Origin of the sequence: Leisingera sp. M658 (genome assembly GCF_025144145.1) — a bacterium.
Taxonomy (GTDB): Bacteria; Pseudomonadota; Alphaproteobacteria; order Rhodobacterales; family Rhodobacteraceae; genus Leisingera.
On sequence record NZ_CP083546.1, the window covers coordinates 1,253,116 to 1,271,176 of the forward strand.

General features: G+C 62.8%; 18 protein-coding genes. 9 read left to right on the plus strand and 9 right to left on the minus strand.

The features are described 5' to 3' along the window. Window positions 1-223: 223 nt before the first annotated feature. Window positions 224-1,354, minus strand: coding sequence for a hypothetical protein (locus K3724_RS06280; protein ID WP_259991055.1), 1,131 nt, complete (start codon window positions 1,352-1,354; stop codon window positions 224-226). 237 nt (window positions 1,355-1,591) lie between these two features. Between K3724_RS06280 and lepA the strand changes: the two genes are divergently transcribed. Both lepA and K3724_RS06290 read left to right on the plus strand, forming a co-directional pair. Continuing rightward, window positions 1,592-3,391, plus strand: a complete 1,800-nt coding sequence (gene lepA, locus K3724_RS06285; protein WP_259991056.1) for a translation elongation factor 4 — start codon at window positions 1,592-1,594, stop codon at window positions 3,389-3,391. 462 nt (window positions 3,392-3,853) lie between these two features. Further along, window positions 3,854-4,111, plus strand: coding sequence for a hypothetical protein (locus tag K3724_RS06290; RefSeq protein WP_259991058.1), 258 nt, complete (start codon window positions 3,854-3,856; stop codon window positions 4,109-4,111). A 59-nt stretch (window positions 4,112-4,170) separates the two neighbouring features. On the opposite strand, the gene K3724_RS06295 is transcribed toward K3724_RS06290, so the two are convergent. Continuing rightward, entirely contained in the window at window positions 4,171-4,308 is a 138-nt protein-coding gene (locus K3724_RS06295; protein WP_134830252.1) for an entericidin A/B family lipoprotein, read from the minus strand. A 234-nt stretch (window positions 4,309-4,542) separates the two neighbouring features. On the opposite strand from K3724_RS06295, the gene K3724_RS06300 reads away from it, so the two are divergent. The 4 genes from K3724_RS06300 to K3724_RS06315 all read left to right on the plus strand — a co-directional run bounded on the left by K3724_RS06300 (window position 4,543) and on the right by K3724_RS06315 (window position 8,529). Then, a complete protein-coding gene (locus K3724_RS06300; protein WP_259991061.1) occupies window positions 4,543-4,851 on the plus strand; it encodes a TraR/DksA C4-type zinc finger protein in 309 nt (102 codons plus the stop codon). Between the two features lie 236 nt (window positions 4,852-5,087). After that, a complete protein-coding gene (locus tag K3724_RS06305) occupies window positions 5,088-5,741 on the plus strand; it encodes a protein-L-isoaspartate O-methyltransferase (protein WP_259991063.1) in 654 nt (217 codons plus the stop codon). 136 nt (window positions 5,742-5,877) lie between these two features. Beyond that, a complete protein-coding gene (locus K3724_RS06310) occupies window positions 5,878-7,302 on the plus strand; it encodes a TolC family outer membrane protein (RefSeq protein ID WP_259991065.1) in 1,425 nt (474 codons plus the stop codon). A 75-nt stretch (window positions 7,303-7,377) separates the two neighbouring features. Beyond that, complete coding sequence (locus K3724_RS06315; protein ID WP_259991067.1) at window positions 7,378-8,529, plus strand: hypothetical protein; 1,152 nt, start codon at window positions 7,378-7,380, stop codon at window positions 8,527-8,529. A gap of 284 nt (window positions 8,530-8,813) precedes the next feature. Here K3724_RS06315 and K3724_RS06320 read toward each other — a convergent pair whose 3' ends face one another. Both K3724_RS06320 and K3724_RS06325 read right to left on the minus strand, forming a co-directional pair. Continuing rightward, on the minus strand, window positions 8,814-10,274 hold the full coding sequence (locus K3724_RS06320; protein WP_259991069.1) for a cobyric acid synthase: 1,461 nt from the start codon (window positions 10,272-10,274) through the stop codon (window positions 8,814-8,816). 199 nt (window positions 10,275-10,473) lie between these two features. Then, complete coding sequence (locus tag K3724_RS06325; protein ID WP_008556013.1) at window positions 10,474-10,791, minus strand: DUF6280 family protein; 318 nt, start codon at window positions 10,789-10,791, stop codon at window positions 10,474-10,476. 219 nt (window positions 10,792-11,010) lie between these two features. On the opposite strand from K3724_RS06325, the gene efp reads away from it, so the two are divergent. Then, complete coding sequence (gene efp / locus K3724_RS06330; protein WP_129370286.1) at window positions 11,011-11,574, plus strand: elongation factor P; 564 nt, start codon at window positions 11,011-11,013, stop codon at window positions 11,572-11,574. A 144-nt stretch (window positions 11,575-11,718) separates the two neighbouring features. On the opposite strand, the gene K3724_RS06335 is transcribed toward efp, so the two are convergent. The 3 genes from K3724_RS06335 to K3724_RS06345 all read right to left on the minus strand — a co-directional run bounded on the left by K3724_RS06335 (window position 11,719) and on the right by K3724_RS06345 (window position 13,665). Beyond that, the gene (locus K3724_RS06335) at window positions 11,719-12,264 is read right to left on the minus strand and encodes a hypothetical protein (RefSeq protein WP_259991071.1); all 546 of its coding nucleotides are present in this window, start codon (window positions 12,262-12,264) and stop codon (window positions 11,719-11,721) included. Between the two features lie 60 nt (window positions 12,265-12,324). Beyond that, window positions 12,325-12,516: a fructosamine kinase family protein gene (locus K3724_RS06340; RefSeq protein ID WP_259991073.1), complete on the minus strand. Its 192-nt coding sequence runs from the start codon at window positions 12,514-12,516 to the stop codon at window positions 12,325-12,327. Window positions 12,517-12,930: 414 nt separating this feature from the next. Further along, a complete protein-coding gene (locus K3724_RS06345) occupies window positions 12,931-13,665 on the minus strand; it encodes a folate-binding protein YgfZ (RefSeq protein WP_259991075.1) in 735 nt (244 codons plus the stop codon). An 88-nt stretch (window positions 13,666-13,753) separates the two neighbouring features. Here K3724_RS06345 and K3724_RS06350 point away from each other — a divergent pair, with 88 nt between their 5' ends. Beyond that, window positions 13,754-14,434: a TIGR04283 family arsenosugar biosynthesis glycosyltransferase gene (locus K3724_RS06350; RefSeq protein WP_259991077.1), complete on the plus strand. Its 681-nt coding sequence runs from the start codon at window positions 13,754-13,756 to the stop codon at window positions 14,432-14,434. Window positions 14,435-14,513: 79 nt separating this feature from the next. On the opposite strand, the gene K3724_RS06355 is transcribed toward K3724_RS06350, so the two are convergent. Next, window positions 14,514-16,373, minus strand: coding sequence for an ABC transporter ATP-binding protein (locus tag K3724_RS06355; RefSeq protein WP_259991078.1), 1,860 nt, complete (start codon window positions 16,371-16,373; stop codon window positions 14,514-14,516). Window positions 16,374-16,577: 204 nt separating this feature from the next. Between K3724_RS06355 and K3724_RS06360 the strand changes: the two genes are divergently transcribed. Further along, a complete protein-coding gene (locus K3724_RS06360) occupies window positions 16,578-17,786 on the plus strand; it encodes an alanine--glyoxylate aminotransferase family protein (protein ID WP_259991081.1) in 1,209 nt (402 codons plus the stop codon). Between the two features lie 30 nt (window positions 17,787-17,816). Here K3724_RS06360 and K3724_RS06365 read toward each other — a convergent pair whose 3' ends face one another. Next, window positions 17,817-18,011: a histidinol phosphate aminotransferase gene (locus K3724_RS06365; RefSeq protein ID WP_129370291.1), complete on the minus strand. Its 195-nt coding sequence runs from the start codon at window positions 18,009-18,011 to the stop codon at window positions 17,817-17,819. Window positions 18,012-18,061 lie beyond the last annotated feature (50 nt).

Below are 18,061 nucleotides of genomic sequence, written 5' to 3' on the forward strand. Positions count from 1 at the left end.
CCAGAGGTCTGCGCGTTTCGCGGAATGAGGCGAGTATAGCGCATTTTGCCGCCGCGCGCAGGGAGAGCGAAGAATTTGACGGGGTTTGTGCTGCGGGGGAGGGATGTGCCCGCGCCCAAGCATTAGTCTTAGAGGCAAAATGCGAAGGGGCACGGCTGGCCTTGGGAACGTGCAACGCGCCTTCCCGTTTTGCCGCAGGCAAACCTGCCGTTTGACGGGAAGGTCAGGCGCGGCCCGGCCTTGCGGCCGGGCGGAGCGATTTCTCAACCTGTGTCTGCGGCAGCCCGTCCCGCATCAAAAGACCGCGGATTTGCTCTTTTCTTTCGATCAGGCTTTCATAGCGTTTGCGCAGGTCGGCATCTTCTCCGCTCAGCATCCAAAGCCCGCCAGCAAGACTGCCCCACAGCGCTGTTTGGGCAAGCAGATGCAAAATGCCCTTGTGCTCTGACTTGGGCAGGCTTGCGATTACGGCCTCAAGCCCGGAGATTTTGCCCTCCAGCTCAGCGACCTTGGCATTGAGACGGCCAACCTCAGCTCTCAGTTGATCTTCCGTTTCGCTCGCAATGGTTTCGCTGCTCAGCGCATTCTGGATGGCGGAGGTTACTGCCAGCAGCAAGGCCGGCAAAGCCGTGAGCGGTTCCAAGGCATCAGGAAGCGCATTGGCGCCGGTTTCTGCGTGGAAGCGGTCAATGCTGTGAGTGACCTGCGCGGCCAGCCCTTGCAGGCTTGCGGAGGAGATGATCCGGTTTTCGATCAAGTGGCTCACGGACTTCGGTTCGTGTTTGGGAAAGCGTTCCTTGCCTGCTCGCGGTGCGCTGAACTCAGCCCTGATGCGTTCGATTTCGGCTGCGACGGCTTCGGGGCCTGCGTCCCAGACCGCATCGCCAATCAGGGCAATCCGGCGCTGGAGGTCCCAGTCTATCGGTTGTCCTTCTAGGAAGCCTTGGTACCAGGCGCGCCAGAAAGTCCAACAGTCATGCGACAGTTTTTCTTTCCAGTTCAAAGCGCCAAACGAACTTACGAACTTTCGATAGTGTAGCTGCCGTGGATTGTTAGGAAGCTGCTCTAGGTCTTGCCTGATCCGCTGCATTTCACGTTGGTACGGCCCAGCTGCAAAAAATGACAAGTAGTGTCCAAGGATATCAGCCGCCGATGGTTGGGAAGTGTGTGCCGACAGTCTTAAAGCGATGTCTTGCGCCAAAGTCGTGACGTTGCCGTTTGGCAGCCAAATGCCCAGTCGTTTTGAAGTTCCCTTCGCCTGCGCAATTGCCGCCTCGATTGAAGACGTCAAAGCCAGATCATCTGAAGCGCCGATGTGACAGCACTGCGTGATGAGGCTGCGAAGATGCGACAAAAAAAATATAAGTTGGCTTCAGCGCCTTCTTCTGGAGAGGGCAACCCTGCGGCTAGTAGCGGTAGCGCGCTGAGCGCTGTTCGAACTAGAAGCACGTTGTGGAATGGTTCAGCAGCGTGTGTATCTAGTTCAGCGGTCAACAGCTGAAACAATGTCTCTAGCTCATTACTAGACTGGTCTTCTTTATGCATTCAATCAGCCTTGACCAAACCCCGATTCCAAATCATATCCCCTTGCATGACAGAGCTCTCAAAGATCCGCAATTTCTCCATCGTCGCCCATATCGACCATGGCAAATCCACCCTCGCTGACCGGCTCATCCAGGAGACCGGCACGGTGAAGGACCGCGATATGAAGGAACAGCTGCTCGACTCGATGGATATCGAGCGCGAGCGCGGGATCACCATCAAGGCCAATACCGTCCGCATCGACTACAAGGCCGATGACGGCGAGACATATGTGCTGAACCTGATCGACACCCCCGGCCACGTCGATTTCGCCTATGAGGTCTCCCGCTCCATGCGTGCGGTCGAAGGCTCGCTGCTGGTGGTCGACAGCTCGCAAGGGGTCGAGGCGCAGACCCTGGCCAATGTCTATCACGCGATGGAGGCCGACCACGAGATCGTGCCGGTGCTGAACAAGATCGACCTGCCGGCCTCTGACTGTGATCGCGTCGCTGAACAGATCGAGGATGTGATCGGCATCGACGCCTCGGGCGCCATCCGGGTTTCGGCCAAAACAGGCCAGGGCATCCGCGAAACGCTGGAAGCCATCGTGCAGCATTTGCCCGCCCCCAAAGGCACCCGCGACGCGCCGCTGAAGGCGATGCTGGTGGATTCGTGGTACGACGCCTATCTTGGCGTCATCGTGCTGGTACGGGTGATGGATGGCACCCTGAAAAAGGGCATGCGGGTCAAATTCATGTCCAACGACACCCTGCACCACGTGGACCGCATCGGCGTGTTCCGCCCCGAGATGCAGATGATCGAGTCTCTGGGCCCCGGCGAGATCGGCTTCCTCACCGCTTCGATCAAACAGGTGCGCGACACCCGCGTCGGCGATACCATCACCAACGACCGCAACGGCACCGAGGTCGCGCTGCCGGGCTTCAAACCGGCCCAGCCGGTGGTGTTCTGCGGCCTCTTCCCGGTCGATTCCGCCGAGTTTGAAGACCTGCGTGATGCCATCGACAAGCTGGCCCTGAACGACGCGTCTTTCAGTTTCGAGATGGAAACCTCCGCAGCACTTGGCTTTGGCTTCCGCTGCGGCTTCCTGGGTCTGTTGCACCTCGAAGTGATCCGCGACCGGATTGAACGCGAATACAATATTGAGCTGATCACCACCGCGCCCAGCGTGATCTACCACGTCTACATGAAAGACGGCGAGAAGACCGACCTGCACAACCCCGCCGACATGCCCGACATGTCCAAGGTCGACCACATCCAGGAGCCGCGCATCAAGGCGACGATCCTGGTGCCCGATGACTATCTGGGCGACGTGCTGAAACTGTGCCAGGAGCGCCGCGGCATTCAGGAGGACCTGACCTACGCCGGCTCCCGCGCCATGGTGGTCTATGACCTGCCGCTGAACGAGGTGGTGTTCGACTTCTACGACCGGCTGAAATCGGTGACCAAGGGCTATGCCTCCTTTGACTACCAGATGACCGGCTACCGCGAGGATGCGCTGGTCAAGATGTCGGTGCTGGTCAACGACGAGCCGGTGGATGCGCTGTCGATGATGGTGCACCGCGACCGGGCTGAGATGCGCGGACGTGCGATGTGCGAAAAGCTGAAAGAACTGATCCCGCGCCACATGTTCAAGATCCCGATCCAGGCGGCCATCGGCGGCAAGGTCATCGCGCGCGAGACCCTGTCCGCCCTGCGCAAGGACGTGACCGCCAAATGCTATGGCGGCGACGCCACCCGGAAGCGGAAACTGCTGGATAAGCAGAAAGCCGGCAAGAAGAAGATGCGCCAGTTCGGCAAGGTGGATATCCCGCAGGAAGCGTTTATTTCCGCCCTCAAAATGGACAGCTAAGGCTGTCCCTTTTCGAGGGCGCGCGGGCGAAAGCGGTTGGCGCAGCCTATTGCGTGCCCGCACCTCAGTGTTCTGCGGTGACAACGCTACATTTCTAAACAAAGCAACACGGGGCCACGGCCCCGTTTTTCGTATCCACGACCCCCAAGAGCCCCGCCCAGCCGAAAGGCCGGGCAACGCCCGACCCTCCCGTCAAACCACAGGTTTGCCTCTGGCAAAACGGGGAGGGCGCTTCGCACCCACCCAGGGCCGGGCGCTGCCCTCCGCGTTCAGATCGAATCTTACCGAATTCGGGTATTCGGCCGGCCAGTACTGACTGCACCAGCTTGACCGCCCCGGCCAAAACCCGCCCAGCCCCATGCGCCAACCTCCGCCGGTTCCACCCTCTCATCACCCCCGCGGCTGAAAGTCCGCCGCAATACTGCTATCCTCCCATCAGCCAAACTTTCGGAGGATGGCCCCATGACCACCAAAACAGTGAAACTCACCACCCTGGCCGCGGCGCTGTGCCTGTTGGCGGCGCCGGCGTTTTCCGGCCAGTGCCCGGCGGATATCGCCAAGATCGACGCGGCGATTGCGGCGGGAACCGCCCTCAGCGAGGATGACCTGGCCGATGTTCAGGACATGCGCGACGAGGGGCAAAGCCTGCATGACGGCGGCGATCATGCGGCCTCGGTCGCCATTCTGGCCGAAGCCAAGGCGCTGCTGGGGATCGAATAGCCCTGCAATAAAAAACGCCCGGCCTGGGGCCGGGCGGTCCTGTCTCAAATCCGACGGGCTTACAGCGCGTCTTGCACATCCTGCGCGGCGCCGCTGATCGCCTGGCCGGCTTTGGAGATGTCGCGTCCCGCGCCCTTGGTGGTCTCGCAGGCGGCCAGCCCCAGCAGCATCAGCACACACGCAAAAATCCTGATCATCGTCTAAGGCTCCTTATCTCTGCCCGGTTCTTTGCGTGGATATCTAGCAAGCCGCCCCGGCGCAGGCCAGCGGTATTGCCGGGGGCAGGTCGGTGCCTGCAACGCAGTTTACCAAAAATTGCAACTTATAAGGTAGTGCAATCCCCGAAAATCGCGAGTAGCTTGACCTGGATCAAGGCTGTAGCTTTGACCCCGCGGCAAGTTATGCGAAATTTGAGCTGGAGGGCATGTACTATGGACTTTTCCACCAGAAAACAAACGCTTGAGGTGCGCCGGATGCAGCTGGCAGGCACCCTGGCAAATGCCGGTCTTGCACCGGACGCGATGCAGATGGGGTCTGCCCGGCAAGCCGGGGCAGGCCATGCCGGCTCTATCGCGTTCCCCGCCAAGGCCGGCCTGGAAGAGCTGCGCCGCATCGATGCCGCTTTGGCCCGCCTGCGCGAAGGGTCTTACGGCTATTGCCGGATTTGCGGTGACAATATTGCCGATGACTGGCTGGACCTGCGCCCGGCCTCGCCCTTTTGCAAAAGCTGCGCGCTCTGACAGCCCGTGCGCGGCTGAACCATGGGGGCGGCTGCTGTGCGGCAATCCATAGACAGATCCGGGATCTGCATCAGCCAGGGGGCAGCCGCCCCGCTGGCTGAAACCGGTTCTGAACCGCAGCCGTTGTCCTGCTGCAGCGCTGCACTACTTTAGGGCTTGGCGCAAAAGGCCCCGTTGCCGTGCCGGCCGGGATATGTCACAACCTGCCTGACCGACTGAACAAATGAGTTTAGCAGATGCCAGATTTCACTGAGCGCCGCCGCATGATGGTGGACACCCAGATCCGTCCGTCGGATGTCACCAAATACCCGATCATCGAGGCGATGCTAGAAGTCCCGCGGGAACAGTTTGTCCCGGACTCGCAGCGCGAGGCGGCTTATGCGGATCAGAACGTGAAACTGGGCGGCACCCGGGTGCTGATGGAACCGCGCACCCTGGCCAAGATGCTGGATGCGGTGGATCTGCAGAACGACGAACTGGTGCTCGATGTGGCCTGCGGGCTGGGCTACTCCACTGCTGTGGCAGCCCGTGTGGCGCAGATGGTGATCGGCGTCGAAGAAGACGCGGACATGGCCGCTGACGCGCAGGAGCTTTTGTCGGAAACCGGCGCGGACAATGCGATCGTGCATACCGGCCCGCTGGCCGGGGGCGCGGCAGAGCACGGCCCCTATGACGTGATCCTGGTTGAGGGCGGCGCCGAGGAGCTGCCTGCGGGTTTGCTGGACCAGCTTAAGGACGGCGGCCGGATCGCGGCTCTGATGATGACCGGCGCGCTTGGCGAGGTGAAGATCGGCTACAAAAGCGGCGCCCGGATTTCCTGGCGGTTTGCCTTCAATGCCAGCGCCCCGGTGCTTCCGGGGTTTGCGGCGGCGCGTGAATTCGCGCTCTGACCCGCAGGGCGCGGCATTGCGTCCCAAGGGCCGCTGCCGTTAGACTGAACAAGAGGCCGGGCGCCGTGCAAAGGAGCGCCCGGAGTGCAGATAAAAACCACCGCGGCTGGCGGCGCGGCAAAAGATAAGGCAACCGATGCGAATGAAATTTCCGGCGAGTGTGTTTAAGGCTTTTGTATTTGCCGGCGGCGTGACAGCCACGGCGCTGCTGCCGCTGAAGGCCGCGGCGGACAACCTGTCCGACGCGATGATTGGCGCCTATAAGACCAGCGGCCTGCTGGAACAGAACCGGGCGCTGCTGCGGGCTGCGGATGAGGACGTGGCCATTGCCGTGTCCCGGCTGCGCCCGCTGATCCAATGGACACTCACCGCCAGCCATACCTATTCCCGCAGCGTCAACCAGTTCGGCAACTTCAACGAGTTCACCAACAACGATCTCGGCACCCAGATCCAGCTGACCCAGCTTCTGTATGACGGCGGCGAAACACGGTTGCGCAAACAGGCAGCCCAGGAACTGGTGCTCGCTACGCGCCAGCAGCTGCTGAGTGTTGAGCAATCGGTGCTGATATCTGCCGTTCAGGCCTATGTGGGGGTCCTGCAGGGGCAGGAAAATGTCGCCCTGCGCCGCAACAACCTGCGTCTGCTGCTGGAAGAGCTGAAGGCGGCGCAAGACAGGTTTGAAGTGGGCGAAGTGACCCGCACCGACGTCGCCTTGGCTGAAAGCCAGGTGGCCGCGGCCCGCGCCAACCTGACGGGTGCCGAGGGAAACCTGCTGACGGCCCGCGCCACCTATCTGCAAATTGTCGGCCACGCGCCGGGCGCGATTGCCGGCCAGCCCCGGCTGCCGTCGCGGGCTGTGTCCATCGAACGGGCGCAGTCCATTGCGGGGCGCAACCAGCCGGACCTGCTGGCACAGCAGCATTCGGTCAAATCCGCCGACATTCTGGTCCGGGCCGCAACGAAAGCCTTGGGTCCAAGCGTCAGCTTCAGGGCCACTGCGGGCCTTAGCGAAGACTTGAATGACAGCACCGGCACCGACTCGGATGCTTCGGCTTCGGTGACGCTGACACAAGATCTCTATGCCGGCGGCCGCAACGCGGCGACCCGGCGGCGAGCCATTGCGGGGGCCGACGCTGAACGCGGTGCCCTGATCAATACCCAGCGCGCGGTGCGCCAGAATGTCAGCTCGGCGTTTTTCAATGTGGAAACGGCGCGGGCGACCCTGGTGTCCTCAAATGAACGGGTGCGCGCGTCCAAGGTTGCTTTTGACGGCATCCGCGAAGAGGCCACCCTTGGGGCACGGACGACGCTGGACGTGCTGCAGGCTGAGCAAGAATATCTCGATGCTCAGACAGGCGAAGTGAATGCGCGCGCCGACCAGGCAATCGCGGCTTATCAGCTGTTGCAGGCGCAGGGGCTGCTCACCGCCGAGCATCTGGGGCTGGCTGTTGAGATTTACGACCCGACGCTCTACTACAATCTGGTCAAGGGCGCGCCTGCGCAATACAGCAAGCGCGGCAAGGATCTGGACCGGGTGCTCAAGGCCTTGGGACGTAACTGACAATTCATCCTATCGGTTGTGCGGTGACGGGAAGGCCGCTACACTCTGTTTCAAGAGGCAAGAGTGGTTTATAAAATGTCCGACCCAGTTACCCATGCTGAGATCGAAGATGTATTGTCCTCAATCCGCCGCTTGGTGAGTGATGACAGCCGCAGCGGGCCTGCGGCCCCGGAACCTGCAGCCCGGCTGGTCCTGACGCCCGCGCTGCGGGTGCAGGAGGACGGTCCTGACTGCCCCCCGGTAACTGATCCGGCAACGGCAGAACCTAAGGCTGTTGTGTCCGGGGACCCGGAGCAGGTCGGGGGCACCGCGCCGGATCTGGAAGCGGAAGCACCGATAGCCTTCCGGCACCGCAACAGCGTAGCTGAAATCGCATCGCCCTTGGATGACTGGCAGGCAGAAGCGGAGCAGGACACTGGTTTGCAGGCCGTCCAGCCTGAACCGGGCCAATTGGACACGGGATGCTTGGAGGCAGACCGCTTGGATGCGGATCACCTGAATTCAGACCCGGATGCAGGATCGGAACACCAGAAACCGCAAGACACGCCGGGTGCCGTGACAGATGCCCCCTGGGGGGACCCCAATGCCACGCTGTTTGCCGCCGCCGCAGATGCGGAGCAGCCGGCGGACGCCACCGGCAATCTTGATGCCGAAACTCCAGCGGACAGTCAGGCCCCGGAAGACAGTCAAGCCCTGCAAGACAGTCAAGTCATTGAAACTGCCGGGGCCCGTGCGGCGTCAGTTGTGCGCAAAATTGCCGAGCTTGAGGCCCGCAGTGCGCGCGGGCAGGCGCAGGAACCGCAGCAATGGGAGCCGGACAGCCAGACGGAGGCTCCGTTTGCCAGTACTGTCACCGACACCATCGAATGGCGTGACGAACCGCTTTCCGCCCGCCGTGCCGCACCGCAAGACGAGGACGGTGCATCCGCCGCTGCTGATACGCCCCGGGACGCGGGAGCGGAAGTTTTGCCGGGACCTGGCGTCAACGACGGCAGCGCGGTCGCGAAAGCAGAAACGCTGGCCGAAGCTGCTATGGCCGGGGCTGCGCTGGAAACTCTGGCCGAGGCTGGTGACGGCTATCTGGACGAGGACAGCCTGCGCGATCTGGTGGCCAGTATCGTGCGCGAGGAGCTGCAGGGTCCGCTGGGCGAACGCATCACCCGCAATGTGCGCAAACTGGTCCGCCGCGAAATCCACCGCGCGCTTGCCGCGCATGATCTGCTCTAAACCCGGCGGCGGCCCGCGGAAGGGATGAAGGTTTGAAAGGCGCGCTCTGCTGCGCCTTTTTCATTGGCGGCTGTTGAGCAACCCTAGGGCAGCCCGCCCCGGGTGCCGCCCTGCACCTGATTAAGGGGATTGCTTCCGCCCGGCGTCTGGCTTTTGGCAAAGCCCTCCGCCCGTTGGGCCCGGCGCCGCGCCACGCGCGGCGCCGGGCCCAAGACCGCAGACGGGTCTGGCCGTGGCCAGGGCTGGCTGCGGACGCGGGAGGGCTTGCCCTGCCCGCAGGAGTCTTAGAACGTCACCGGCCGGGACAGCTTCAGCAGCTGGTCCAGATCCATATGGCGTTCCAGATGGTCCGCCAGCGCATCCAGCGTCTCCTCGACACCGTCTTCATACCCCGTCTGGCTTTCATGCCCGAGCCCCGCCAGCACGCTGGCGCGGAAGGCATCCGAGGAAAACAGCCCGTGCAAATAGGACCCCTTCACCCGCCCGTCAGCCGAGGCTGCGCCTTCGGCCCGGCCATCAATGCTGAGCCAGGCCCTTGCGCAATCCGAGCCGGTTGTGCGGCCCATGTGGATCTCGTATCCGCTCACCGGAAGATTGCCGTCGCGGGTCACAGCCTCGGTCAGGGTGACACGCTTTTCGCCCGCCATCACCGTATGCACATCCAAGAGGCCCAGCCCCTCGACCTTGCCGGGGCGTCCGTCGACACCCTCGGGGTCGTCGATGGTCTTGCCCAGCATCTGATAGCCGCCGCACAAGCCCAGCACATGGCCGCCGCGGCGGTAATGCGCCTGGATGTCGATGTCCCAGCCCTGGCGGCGCAGATAGGCCAGATCGCCAATGGTCGACTTGCTGCCGGGCAGGATCACCAGATCCGCATCGCCGGGCAGGGCGCGGCCCGGCGGCACGATCTCCACCGTCACCTCCGGCTCCGCTGCCAGCGGGTCCAGATCGTCGAAATTCGCCATCCGCTCCAGCTGCGGCACCACCACCTTGCAGGCGCCGCCCTGGCGCGAGGCGATGTCCATCATGTCTTCGGCCGGCAGTTTCCAGGCGTCCCAGAACCACGGCACCACTCCCAAGGACGGCCAGCCGGTGCGCGCGGCAATATCGTCACGGCCTGCATCAAACAGGCTGAGGTCGCCGCGGAACCGGTTCACCATGAAGCCCACGACCCGCTCCAGGTCCTGCGGCTCCAGCACCGCTTGGGTGCCGACGATCTGCGCAATCACCCCGCCGCGGTGAATGTCGCCTGCAATCACCACCGGCACCTCTGCAGCACAGGCAAAGCCCATATTGGCAATGTCATTCTTGCGCAGGTTGGTCTCGGCAGGCGATCCCGCGCCCTCGATCAGCACCAGATCGGCGTCCTTCGCCAGCCGACGGTAGCTCTCCAGGGCAGCTTCCAGCAGGCCCGATTTGTCGCGCATGAAGGACCCGGCCCCTTGGGTGCCGCGGCGCTTGCCCTGCACGATCACTTGCGCGCCGGTGTCGGTTTCCGGCTTCAGCAGCACCGGGTTCATGTCGGTATGGGGGCTGCGTTTGGCGGCGCGCGCCTGCAGTGCCTGCGCCCGGCCGATCTCGCCGCCCTCGGGCGTCACCGCGGCGTTGTTGGACATGTTCTGCGGCTTGAACGGTGCCACCTTCAGCCCGCGCCGCACATAGGCGCGCGCCAGCCCCGCCACGATAAGCGACTTGCCGACATTGCTGCCGGTGCCCTGGATCATGATCGAACGCGCCCGTGTCATTTTCGCTGCCATCTCCCTGCTTGCGCCCCTGTGTCAGGGGTCTGCATAACAGCTTAGGCAGCGCCGTCTATGGGCGCTGTGCCGCAAGCGTCCCGCGGCAGCTGCCACGCGACAGGTTGACCCTGCGGAAACCTTGGTGCGCAAAAGAAAAACGCGCCCCCAAAGGGCGCGCTTTTCGGCAATGCGGGGCAGAGGCCTTTTAGGCGGCTTCTGCCTGCGCAGCGTTGCGGCGTTCGCTTTCTTCACGCGATAGTGCAACCGAGGTCCGCACACCGCGGCCCACGAAGTCCATCAGGCCTTCCACAACCCGTTCGTTCGGGTCGATACCGGCGCAGGACAGCACTTCGCGGCCATCGCGCGAGCGTGCCCAGCGGGCGATCTGTTCCGGACCATTGCCGTATTTCTTGTCGTCGGCGATGGCATCATCCAGTGCGGCCAGGACAACGGCTGCAAACAGTTTGCGGGCGCGGTTGCCTTGCTCGTTATTATAAGCGGTGCCGTCTACGAAATCTCGCATCTCGTATCCCTTGTTGTTCTTGCTATTGCAATTTTCGGCGTAGCGCTGCTTATGGCGGAATTGTGACGATTCGGATAGAGCGCAGATGCATAGCTTTCATGCAAATTGCGCATACCTTATTCACACAGTCTCCATACCATATCCTTGTCTTGCCAGCGATCAGCCTGCCAGATATAGGGTCTTGCAAGTTTTCAACAACCATCCGAAAGGCATTTTCCCATGCCCAAGATCAACGGTAACGAAATCCGTCCCGGAAACGTCCTGGAACATAATGGCGGTTTGTGGGCAGCGGTGAAGGTCGATCACGTCAAGCCCGGCAAGGGCGGCGCCTTTGCCCAGGTCGAAATGCGCAACCTGCGCAACGGCTCCAAGCTGAACGAGCGCTTCCGCTCGGCGGACAAGGTCGAGAAAGTCCGTCTGGAACAGAAGGACCAGCAGTTCCTTTATGAAAGCGACGGCATGCTGGTGTTCATGGACACCGAAACTTATGAGCAGATCGAACTGCCGGCAGAGCTCTTGGGCGACCGCCGCCCGTTCCTGCAGGACGGCATGACCATTGTGGTGGAGTTCCACGAAGCCGAAGCGCTGAACGCCACCGTGCCGCAGAAAGTGACCTGCCAGATCGTCGAGACCGAGCCGGTTGTCAAAGGCCAGACCGCGGCGAACTCCTTCAAGCCGGCGATCCTGGACAATGGCGTCAAGGTCATGGTGCCGCCCTTTGTCGGCCAGGACGAGATGATCGTGGTCAACACCGAGACCATGGAATACTCCGAACGCGCCTGATCCAGGCCGCGTCCCGGAAAAGCGAAGGCTGCCCTCCCTCGGGGGCGGCTTTTTCAGGTCTTCGGGCGGATCCCAAGACTTTTGCAAAAGTCTTGGCAAAAGTTTTCGAAAACTTTTGCGCCGCCAGTCGGTGGGACGGGTGGATCACTCAACAGGCAGCGACAGGTTGAAGCCGCATTCATCCATCATCCTGCCATAGGCCGCGGTAAATCCGCTCAACGACGCCTCATAGAACATGTCGTTCCCGGCCCAGATCTCTACCCAGCTTCCCTGTTTCATCGCTTGCAGCATCGGCAGGTGATCCGGGAACTGCAGCGCGCTTTCAGCTTCGGCCAGGCCTTCTTCGTTGATCCAGGAATTGATCCCGGCAGATACTGAGAAGCTGCGGTCAAAGTCAAAGATGAAATCCACAGTGCCGCCCCGCTGCATCAGCGTCGGGTAATGGCGCGGCGCATATTCCTGCACCTTGGCCATCGGGTAAAAATCCGGCGGGCCGCCGTCGCCGGAAAACACCTCCAACGCCAGGATCGGGTCGCCATCGCCGCCGGTCCAGGCGCGGCAGGTCAGGTAGCTGTCTTGCTCGGTCTCATTCGGTTCAGTGGCGGCATGCCAGTCCTTGTAATTCCAGTAGTCCGCCCAGGCGGGGGAGGCCGCCAGCGCAGCCAGGCAAGCACCAAGGATCAGTCGCATCAAATACCCTTTCAGCAATCCTGACGGCGACCCTAACCCAATCAGGTGAACAGAGGCTTGTCAGACCCTCAGCGCGTCCAGCCGCGTCTCCACCATGCTGCGGTAACTGGCACCGAACAGCCGCAGATGCACCAGCGCAGGCCACAGTTGAAAGATGGCCCGGCGCACCTCATGCCCCGGCTCCGGCGCGCCATAGCTTTCGTGAAACGCTTCAGGGCGTGCACCGAACAGATGCAGCATCGCCAGATCCACCTCTCCATCCCCTTAGTAACACGCAGGGTCGATCAGATAGGCGGAGCTGCCGCGGAACAATACGATGGCGGCCCACAGATTGCCATTCAGCAGAGAGATTGGCGGGCAGCAGGCAGCGGATCCGGCAGCCTGTCGCAAAGGGTCTTAAACCGCGATCGCAGATCCTGGGGCAGGGCGTCGGGAGCGGCCAGCAGGCGGCACTGACGCCCAGAACCTCCGGGGCAGGCGCGCCAGCGGCGCAAATGGCCTGAAGCATAGCCTCTTCCGCGGCAACCAGCGGCCCGGTCTTGGCCACCACCCGGCGGCTACCCGTCAGCTCCAGCAGCTGCACCTCGGACAAATTACCGCCATGCAGCGGGCGGGCGCGTGCGACTTCAGCGCCCAATAGGGAATGAAACGTTTCCTCCAGCCCGCTCACACCTGCCAGATAACACGGGCCTCTCCGGCCAGCATCCGCTCCTTGGCGCGGTCGAACCGCAGATAGGCAATGCCTTTGCCGCCGGACTGGGTGAACAGCGTGCCCACGGGTTTACCGCCCGAGGTGATCTCAGTGCCAACCGGTGCCGTGCCCTCAACCTCCACCGTGCGGAACCCCTTGCGCAGCTCGGTCTTGTGTTTCATCCGCGCGGTGACCTCCTGGCCCACATAGCAGCCCTTGCGGAAATCCACCCCGTTCAGCGCTTCGAACCCGGCTTCCAGAATATAACTTTCCGTTCCCAGCTCGACGCTGGTCTCAGGGATGCAATGGGCGACCCGGACCGCGTCCCAATCACTGCCGTCATCGCCGCCTTCAGCGCCATAGAGCCGCCAGCCCATCGCCGCATGGCGCGGATCACTTAGGGCGCCCTCAGGCGCTGGACCTGTACCGCGTTTCACTTGCAGATCCGTCAGTTCCACCTGCACGTCAGCGCGCAGCCGGTACATGTTCAGCCGCTTCAGCAGGCCCTCGGCCAGTGACGCCTCCACATCCAAGAGCACCGCATCGCCATCAGCGGCCAGAAAGAAATCCGCCAGATACTTGCCCTGCGGCGTCAATAGCGCTGCATAGACCAGCCCATCGTCCAGCCGGTCGACATTGTTGGTCACCAGTCCCTGCAGAAAACTGCGGGCGTCGGCACCACTCAGGCGCAGGATGCGGCGGTCGTTCATTTCATGTCTCCGGTGTTTCTCAGAGGACGTTTCATAGTTCCGCCCAGTGATATAGGAAGCAGGGCGGAAGAAAACAGGAAAACCACCCATGCCCGCGCCGGTCAGCATCGTGATCCCCGCCTTGAACGCAAGCGAAGAGCTGCCCGCCACGCTCGAACATCTGATGGAGGGGCTGGCAGCAGGTCTGATCCGCGAACTGGTGATCACTGATGGCGGCTCCGCCGACGCCACCCGCGCCATCGCTGAGGGTGCCGGCGCAGAATGGATCAGCGGTGCGCCGTCGCGCGGCGGCCAGCTGCGCCGTGGCTGTGCGGCTGCCAAGGGGGACTGGCTGCTGATACTGCACGCCGACACCCGTCTGGAACCGGGCTGGGCCAAAGCCGTGGCGCAGCATCTGCAGACGGGGCAGGGCAGCCCCGCCTGTTTTCACCTGCGCTTCCGGGCGCGCGGGTTGATGCCGGCCTGGGTCGCGGGCTGGGCCAACCTGCGCACACGGCTGTTCGGGCTGCCCTATGGCGATCAGGGCCTGCTGATCCAGCGCGCGGCGTATGAGGCCGCAGGCGGTTATCCCGACCAGCCGCTGATGGAGGACGTGGCCCTGGTGCGCCGCCTGCAGGGCATGACGATTCTGCCAAGCGCGGCGCTGACCAGCGCCGCGCGCTACCAGCGCGCGGGCTGGCTCAGGCGAGGGGCACGCAACCTATGGACGCTGATGCAGTATTTTCTGGGGCGGGATACGAGAAAGCTGGCTGCTTCTTACCGGAAATAGAAGAGAGGGCAGGGTTCCTCCGTGGGCGGAAGCAAAGCGCCCGCCCATGGGGGCGGACGGGCGAAACATTCAAAGATACTCAGCCGAACACCTTGCGCGAGAACCGGCGGAACCAGCGTTCCTTGCCGCTTGCAGCGCCACCCGGCACCTGTTCCGCCTGGGCGGCAATGCCGGCAGTATCCACCACCGTCTTGCCGTCCTGAAATTGCAGCCGGTAAAGGTCGGCATAGGTGCCGCCGCGCGCCAGCAGCTCTTCGTGGGTGCCCTGATCCAGCACCCGGCCGCGGTCCATTACCACGATCTTGTCGGCGTTGCGGATGGTCGACAGCCGGTGCGCGATCACCAGCGTGGTGCGCCCGCCCGACAACTTATCCAGCGCCTGCTGCACCACCTTCTCGGATTGCGCATCCAAGGCCGAGGTGGCCTCGTCCAGCAGCAGCACCGGCGTATTGCGCAGCAAGGCGCGGGCAATCACCACCCGCTGGCGCTGGCCGCCCGACAGGGCTGATCCGCGCGGCCCGACACGTGTCTCCAGCCCATGCTCCAGCTTGGGCAGGAAATCCGCCACATGCGAGGCCTCAAGCGCGGCTTGCAGCTCTGCGTCGGGTACATCGGTGCGGCCTAGCACGATATTTTCAAGCAGGGTCTCGTCAAACAGCATCGCATCCTGCGTCACCACCGAAAACAGGCTGCGCAGATCGGCGGTATTCAGATTGGTGACCTCAACCCCGCCCACGGTCACGGATCCCGCCTGCGGATCCACCATCCGGGTCAGCAGGTTGAAGATCGTCGATTTGCCAGCCCCCGAGGCCCCCACCAGCGCGGTGGTCTTGCCGGCTTCGGCCTCAAGTGTCAGCCCGTGCAGGATCTGTGCGTCGCCGTAATTCAGCTCAACTCCGCTCAGGTTGATGGCGGGAAGGCCCTGCGGCGCGGCCTGCGGATGTTCTGGCTCGCTCAGCAGGATCGGCGCATCCAGCAGCTCCTTGATCCGCTCCAGCGCTGCCGCCGCGCCCTGCCAAACACCGGAGATATTCGCCAGCCGCCGCATCGGTTCGAAACTCAGCCCGATTGAGGTGAAAAAACTCATGAACTGGCCCACGGATTTTTCGCCGGCGATGATCTCGTTGCCGCCATAAAGCAGCACCGCCATGAAACCGACACCGGCCATGATGTCGGTCATGCCCGAAATCGACGAAGTGCCAAAGGCTGCCTTCACTTCCGAGCGGACAAAGTCATCGGTGCGTTCGGAAAACCTGTGGACCTGATATTCTTCCAGACGGTTCAGCTTGACCGGCACGATGCCGTGGAAAATCTCGTCCAGCCGGGTTGCCAGATCGGCGCCCAGATCCCGCGCCCGCGACGCCTTTTTGCGCACATAGCGCTGGATGGTCGAGATCGGCAGCAAGAGAACCGGCACCCCGACCAGCAGGATCAGCGTCCAGCGCCAATCGATGCTGAAGGCAACACCCAGCACCGCCACCAGCGCCACCAGGTCGCGCCCGGCGCCGGTGATCACCGCCTGCCAGACCGCGTTGATGGCATAGACATCCGACTGGATCCGCTGAATCAGCAGCCCCGGAGGGTGCTGCTGGTGAAACGCCGGGTCCTGGCGGATCAGCCGCGCCAGCATGTCCTTGCGCAGATGTGCGGCCGAGGTCTGCGAAACCTTGCTCAGCAGCACCTTCTGGGTGACGCTGGACACGCCGCGCAATGTGAAGATCGCCAGAAACGCCAGGCTGACCCAGACCAGTGCGTTTGAATTGCCCGCAACAAACACCAGATCGAACATCGGCTGCATCATATAGCCAAGCGCGCCCATGGTGGCGCCTTCCAGCAGCATAAAGATCGCGGCAATGCCCAATAGGCCGATGTAATGGCGCAGGTAACCGCGCCACAGCCAGCCAAACAGCTCGCGCGAGGATTTGTGAGGCTGGCTCATACGGGGAGGGTCCGGCAGGGAGTTCGGGTCATTTCGCGCCTTTTCTGACATGCCGCAACCATTTAAGCAGCTCGGCTGCAGGGCGCAAGCAATTCGCCGTGACGCTGCGGACTGTGGAATTGACCCTGCGGGATCGCCGGCTACTGTGCCGCAAAGGATCAACCGCGGCGCGCGATGGCGTCTGCGCTGCAAGGAACATTGCCCATGAGCGGATCAGTGAACATATCGGCAGGCCGGTCTTACCTGGCCATTCCGGGCCCATCGGTGGTGCCGGACCAGGTGCTGCAGGCGATGCACCGGGCCTCTCCCAACATTTATGCCGGTGATCTGGTTGAAATGACCGCCACCCTGATCCCGGACCTGCAGCGGATCGCCCGCACCCGGCATCAGGTTGCGATCTATATCTCCAACGGCCACGGCGCCTGGGAGGCGGCACTGCAGAACACGCTGCAGCCGGGCGACCTGGTGCTGGTGCCTTCCTCGGGCCGTTTTGCGATCGGCTGGTCGGAAATGGCCGAAGGGCTGGGTATCGAGGCTGAGGTTCTCGATTTCGGCAATCACGCGCCCTGGGACCTGGACCGGATTGCCGAACGGATCGCCGCGGACAGGGACCACCGCATCAAGGCGGTGCTGGGCGTGCATGTGGATACATCCAGTTCGATCCGCAACGATGTGGCCGCCCTGCGCGGCATTCTGGATGCGGCGGGCCATCCGGCATTGCTGATGGCCGATTGCATCGCCTCATTGGGCTGTGAGCGGTTCGAGATGGATGCCTGGGGCGTCGATGTGATGGTCTCCGCCTGCCAGAAGGGGCTAATGGTGCCGCCGGGCCTTGGCTTTGTCTTCTTCAATGACCGGGCCGCCGCTGCCCGCAAAGCCCTGCCGCGGATCAGCCGCTACTGGGACTGGGTGCCGCGCGCCAACCCGGCTGAGTTCTATCAGTATTTCGGCGGCACCGCGCCCACCCATCACCTTTATGGTCTGCGCGCCGCGCTGGACATGATCCACGCCGAGGGGATCGAAAATGTCTGGAACCGCCACGCCCGACTGGCCCGCACCATTTGGGCCGCCTGCGAGGCCTGGAGCAGCGCAGGCCCGCTGCGCATGAACGTGCCGGACCGGACCTTGCGCTCAAATGCGGTCACGGCGCTGCATATCGGGTCGCCGCTGGGCACCGAACTGCGCATGTGGCTGGAACAGCACCTGGGCCTGACGCTGGGCATCGGCCTTGGCATGGCGGCGCCAAACAGCCCGGACTGGCACGGGTTTTTCCGGCTGGGCCATATGGGTCATGTGAACGGCCATATGGCGATGGGCCTGCTGGGCGGCATCGACACCGGTTTCAAGGCGCTGGGCATTCCGCACGGGCCGGGCGCGCTGGACGCGGCTGCAACAGCCCTGGCCGCACGCTAGCAGCCGTTCAGAAACAGGCAGAAGGCGGGGTTACGCCTTCCGTGCATTCAGGCGGATATCCAGCCTGGTGATTAGATGGTTGATCAGCACCGCCAGCACCAGAACAGGCACCATTCCGTACATCACCCAGACCACAAAGAAGATCCACATCAGGTTGATTCCGGCAAAGGTGATTGCGGCAGTGAAGAAATCCGGCATGTTGGCCGGCAGTTCAGGGTCACGCATGACAATTCTCCCGGTTCTACTCCAAAATGGTAGTCCAGGAGTGGTGAATG

Coding starts and splice junctions, on each gene's coding strand:
- lepA (WP_259991056.1), top strand. CDS start 1,592: ATGACAGAGCTCTCAAAGATCCGCAATTTCTCCATCGTCGCCCATATC.
- K3724_RS06290 (WP_259991058.1), top strand. CDS start 3,854: ATGACCACCAAAACAGTGAAACTCACCACCCTGGCCGCGGCGCTGTGC.
- K3724_RS06295 (WP_134830252.1), bottom strand. CDS start 4,308: ATGATCAGGATTTTTGCGTGTGTGCTGATGCTGCTGGGGCTGGCCGCC.
- K3724_RS06300 (WP_259991061.1), top strand. CDS start 4,543: ATGGACTTTTCCACCAGAAAACAAACGCTTGAGGTGCGCCGGATGCAG.
- K3724_RS06305 (WP_259991063.1), top strand. CDS start 5,088: ATGCCAGATTTCACTGAGCGCCGCCGCATGATGGTGGACACCCAGATC.
- K3724_RS06310 (WP_259991065.1), top strand. CDS start 5,878: ATGCGAATGAAATTTCCGGCGAGTGTGTTTAAGGCTTTTGTATTTGCC.
- K3724_RS06315 (WP_259991067.1), top strand. CDS start 7,378: ATGTCCGACCCAGTTACCCATGCTGAGATCGAAGATGTATTGTCCTCA.
- K3724_RS06320 (WP_259991069.1), bottom strand. CDS start 10,274: ATGACACGGGCGCGTTCGATCATGATCCAGGGCACCGGCAGCAATGTC.
- K3724_RS06325 (WP_008556013.1), bottom strand. CDS start 10,791: ATGCGAGATTTCGTAGACGGCACCGCTTATAATAACGAGCAAGGCAAC.
- efp (WP_129370286.1), top strand. CDS start 11,011: ATGCCCAAGATCAACGGTAACGAAATCCGTCCCGGAAACGTCCTGGAA.
- K3724_RS06335 (WP_259991071.1), bottom strand. CDS start 12,264: ATGCGACTGATCCTTGGTGCTTGCCTGGCTGCGCTGGCGGCCTCCCCC.
- K3724_RS06345 (WP_259991075.1), bottom strand. CDS start 13,665: ATGAACGACCGCCGCATCCTGCGCCTGAGTGGTGCCGACGCCCGCAGT.
- K3724_RS06350 (WP_259991077.1), top strand. CDS start 13,754: ATGCCCGCGCCGGTCAGCATCGTGATCCCCGCCTTGAACGCAAGCGAA.
- K3724_RS06355 (WP_259991078.1), bottom strand. CDS start 16,373: ATGAGCCAGCCTCACAAATCCTCGCGCGAGCTGTTTGGCTGGCTGTGG.
- K3724_RS06360 (WP_259991081.1), top strand. CDS start 16,578: ATGAGCGGATCAGTGAACATATCGGCAGGCCGGTCTTACCTGGCCATT.
- K3724_RS06365 (WP_129370291.1), bottom strand. CDS start 18,011: ATGCGTGACCCTGAACTGCCGGCCAACATGCCGGATTTCTTCACTGCC.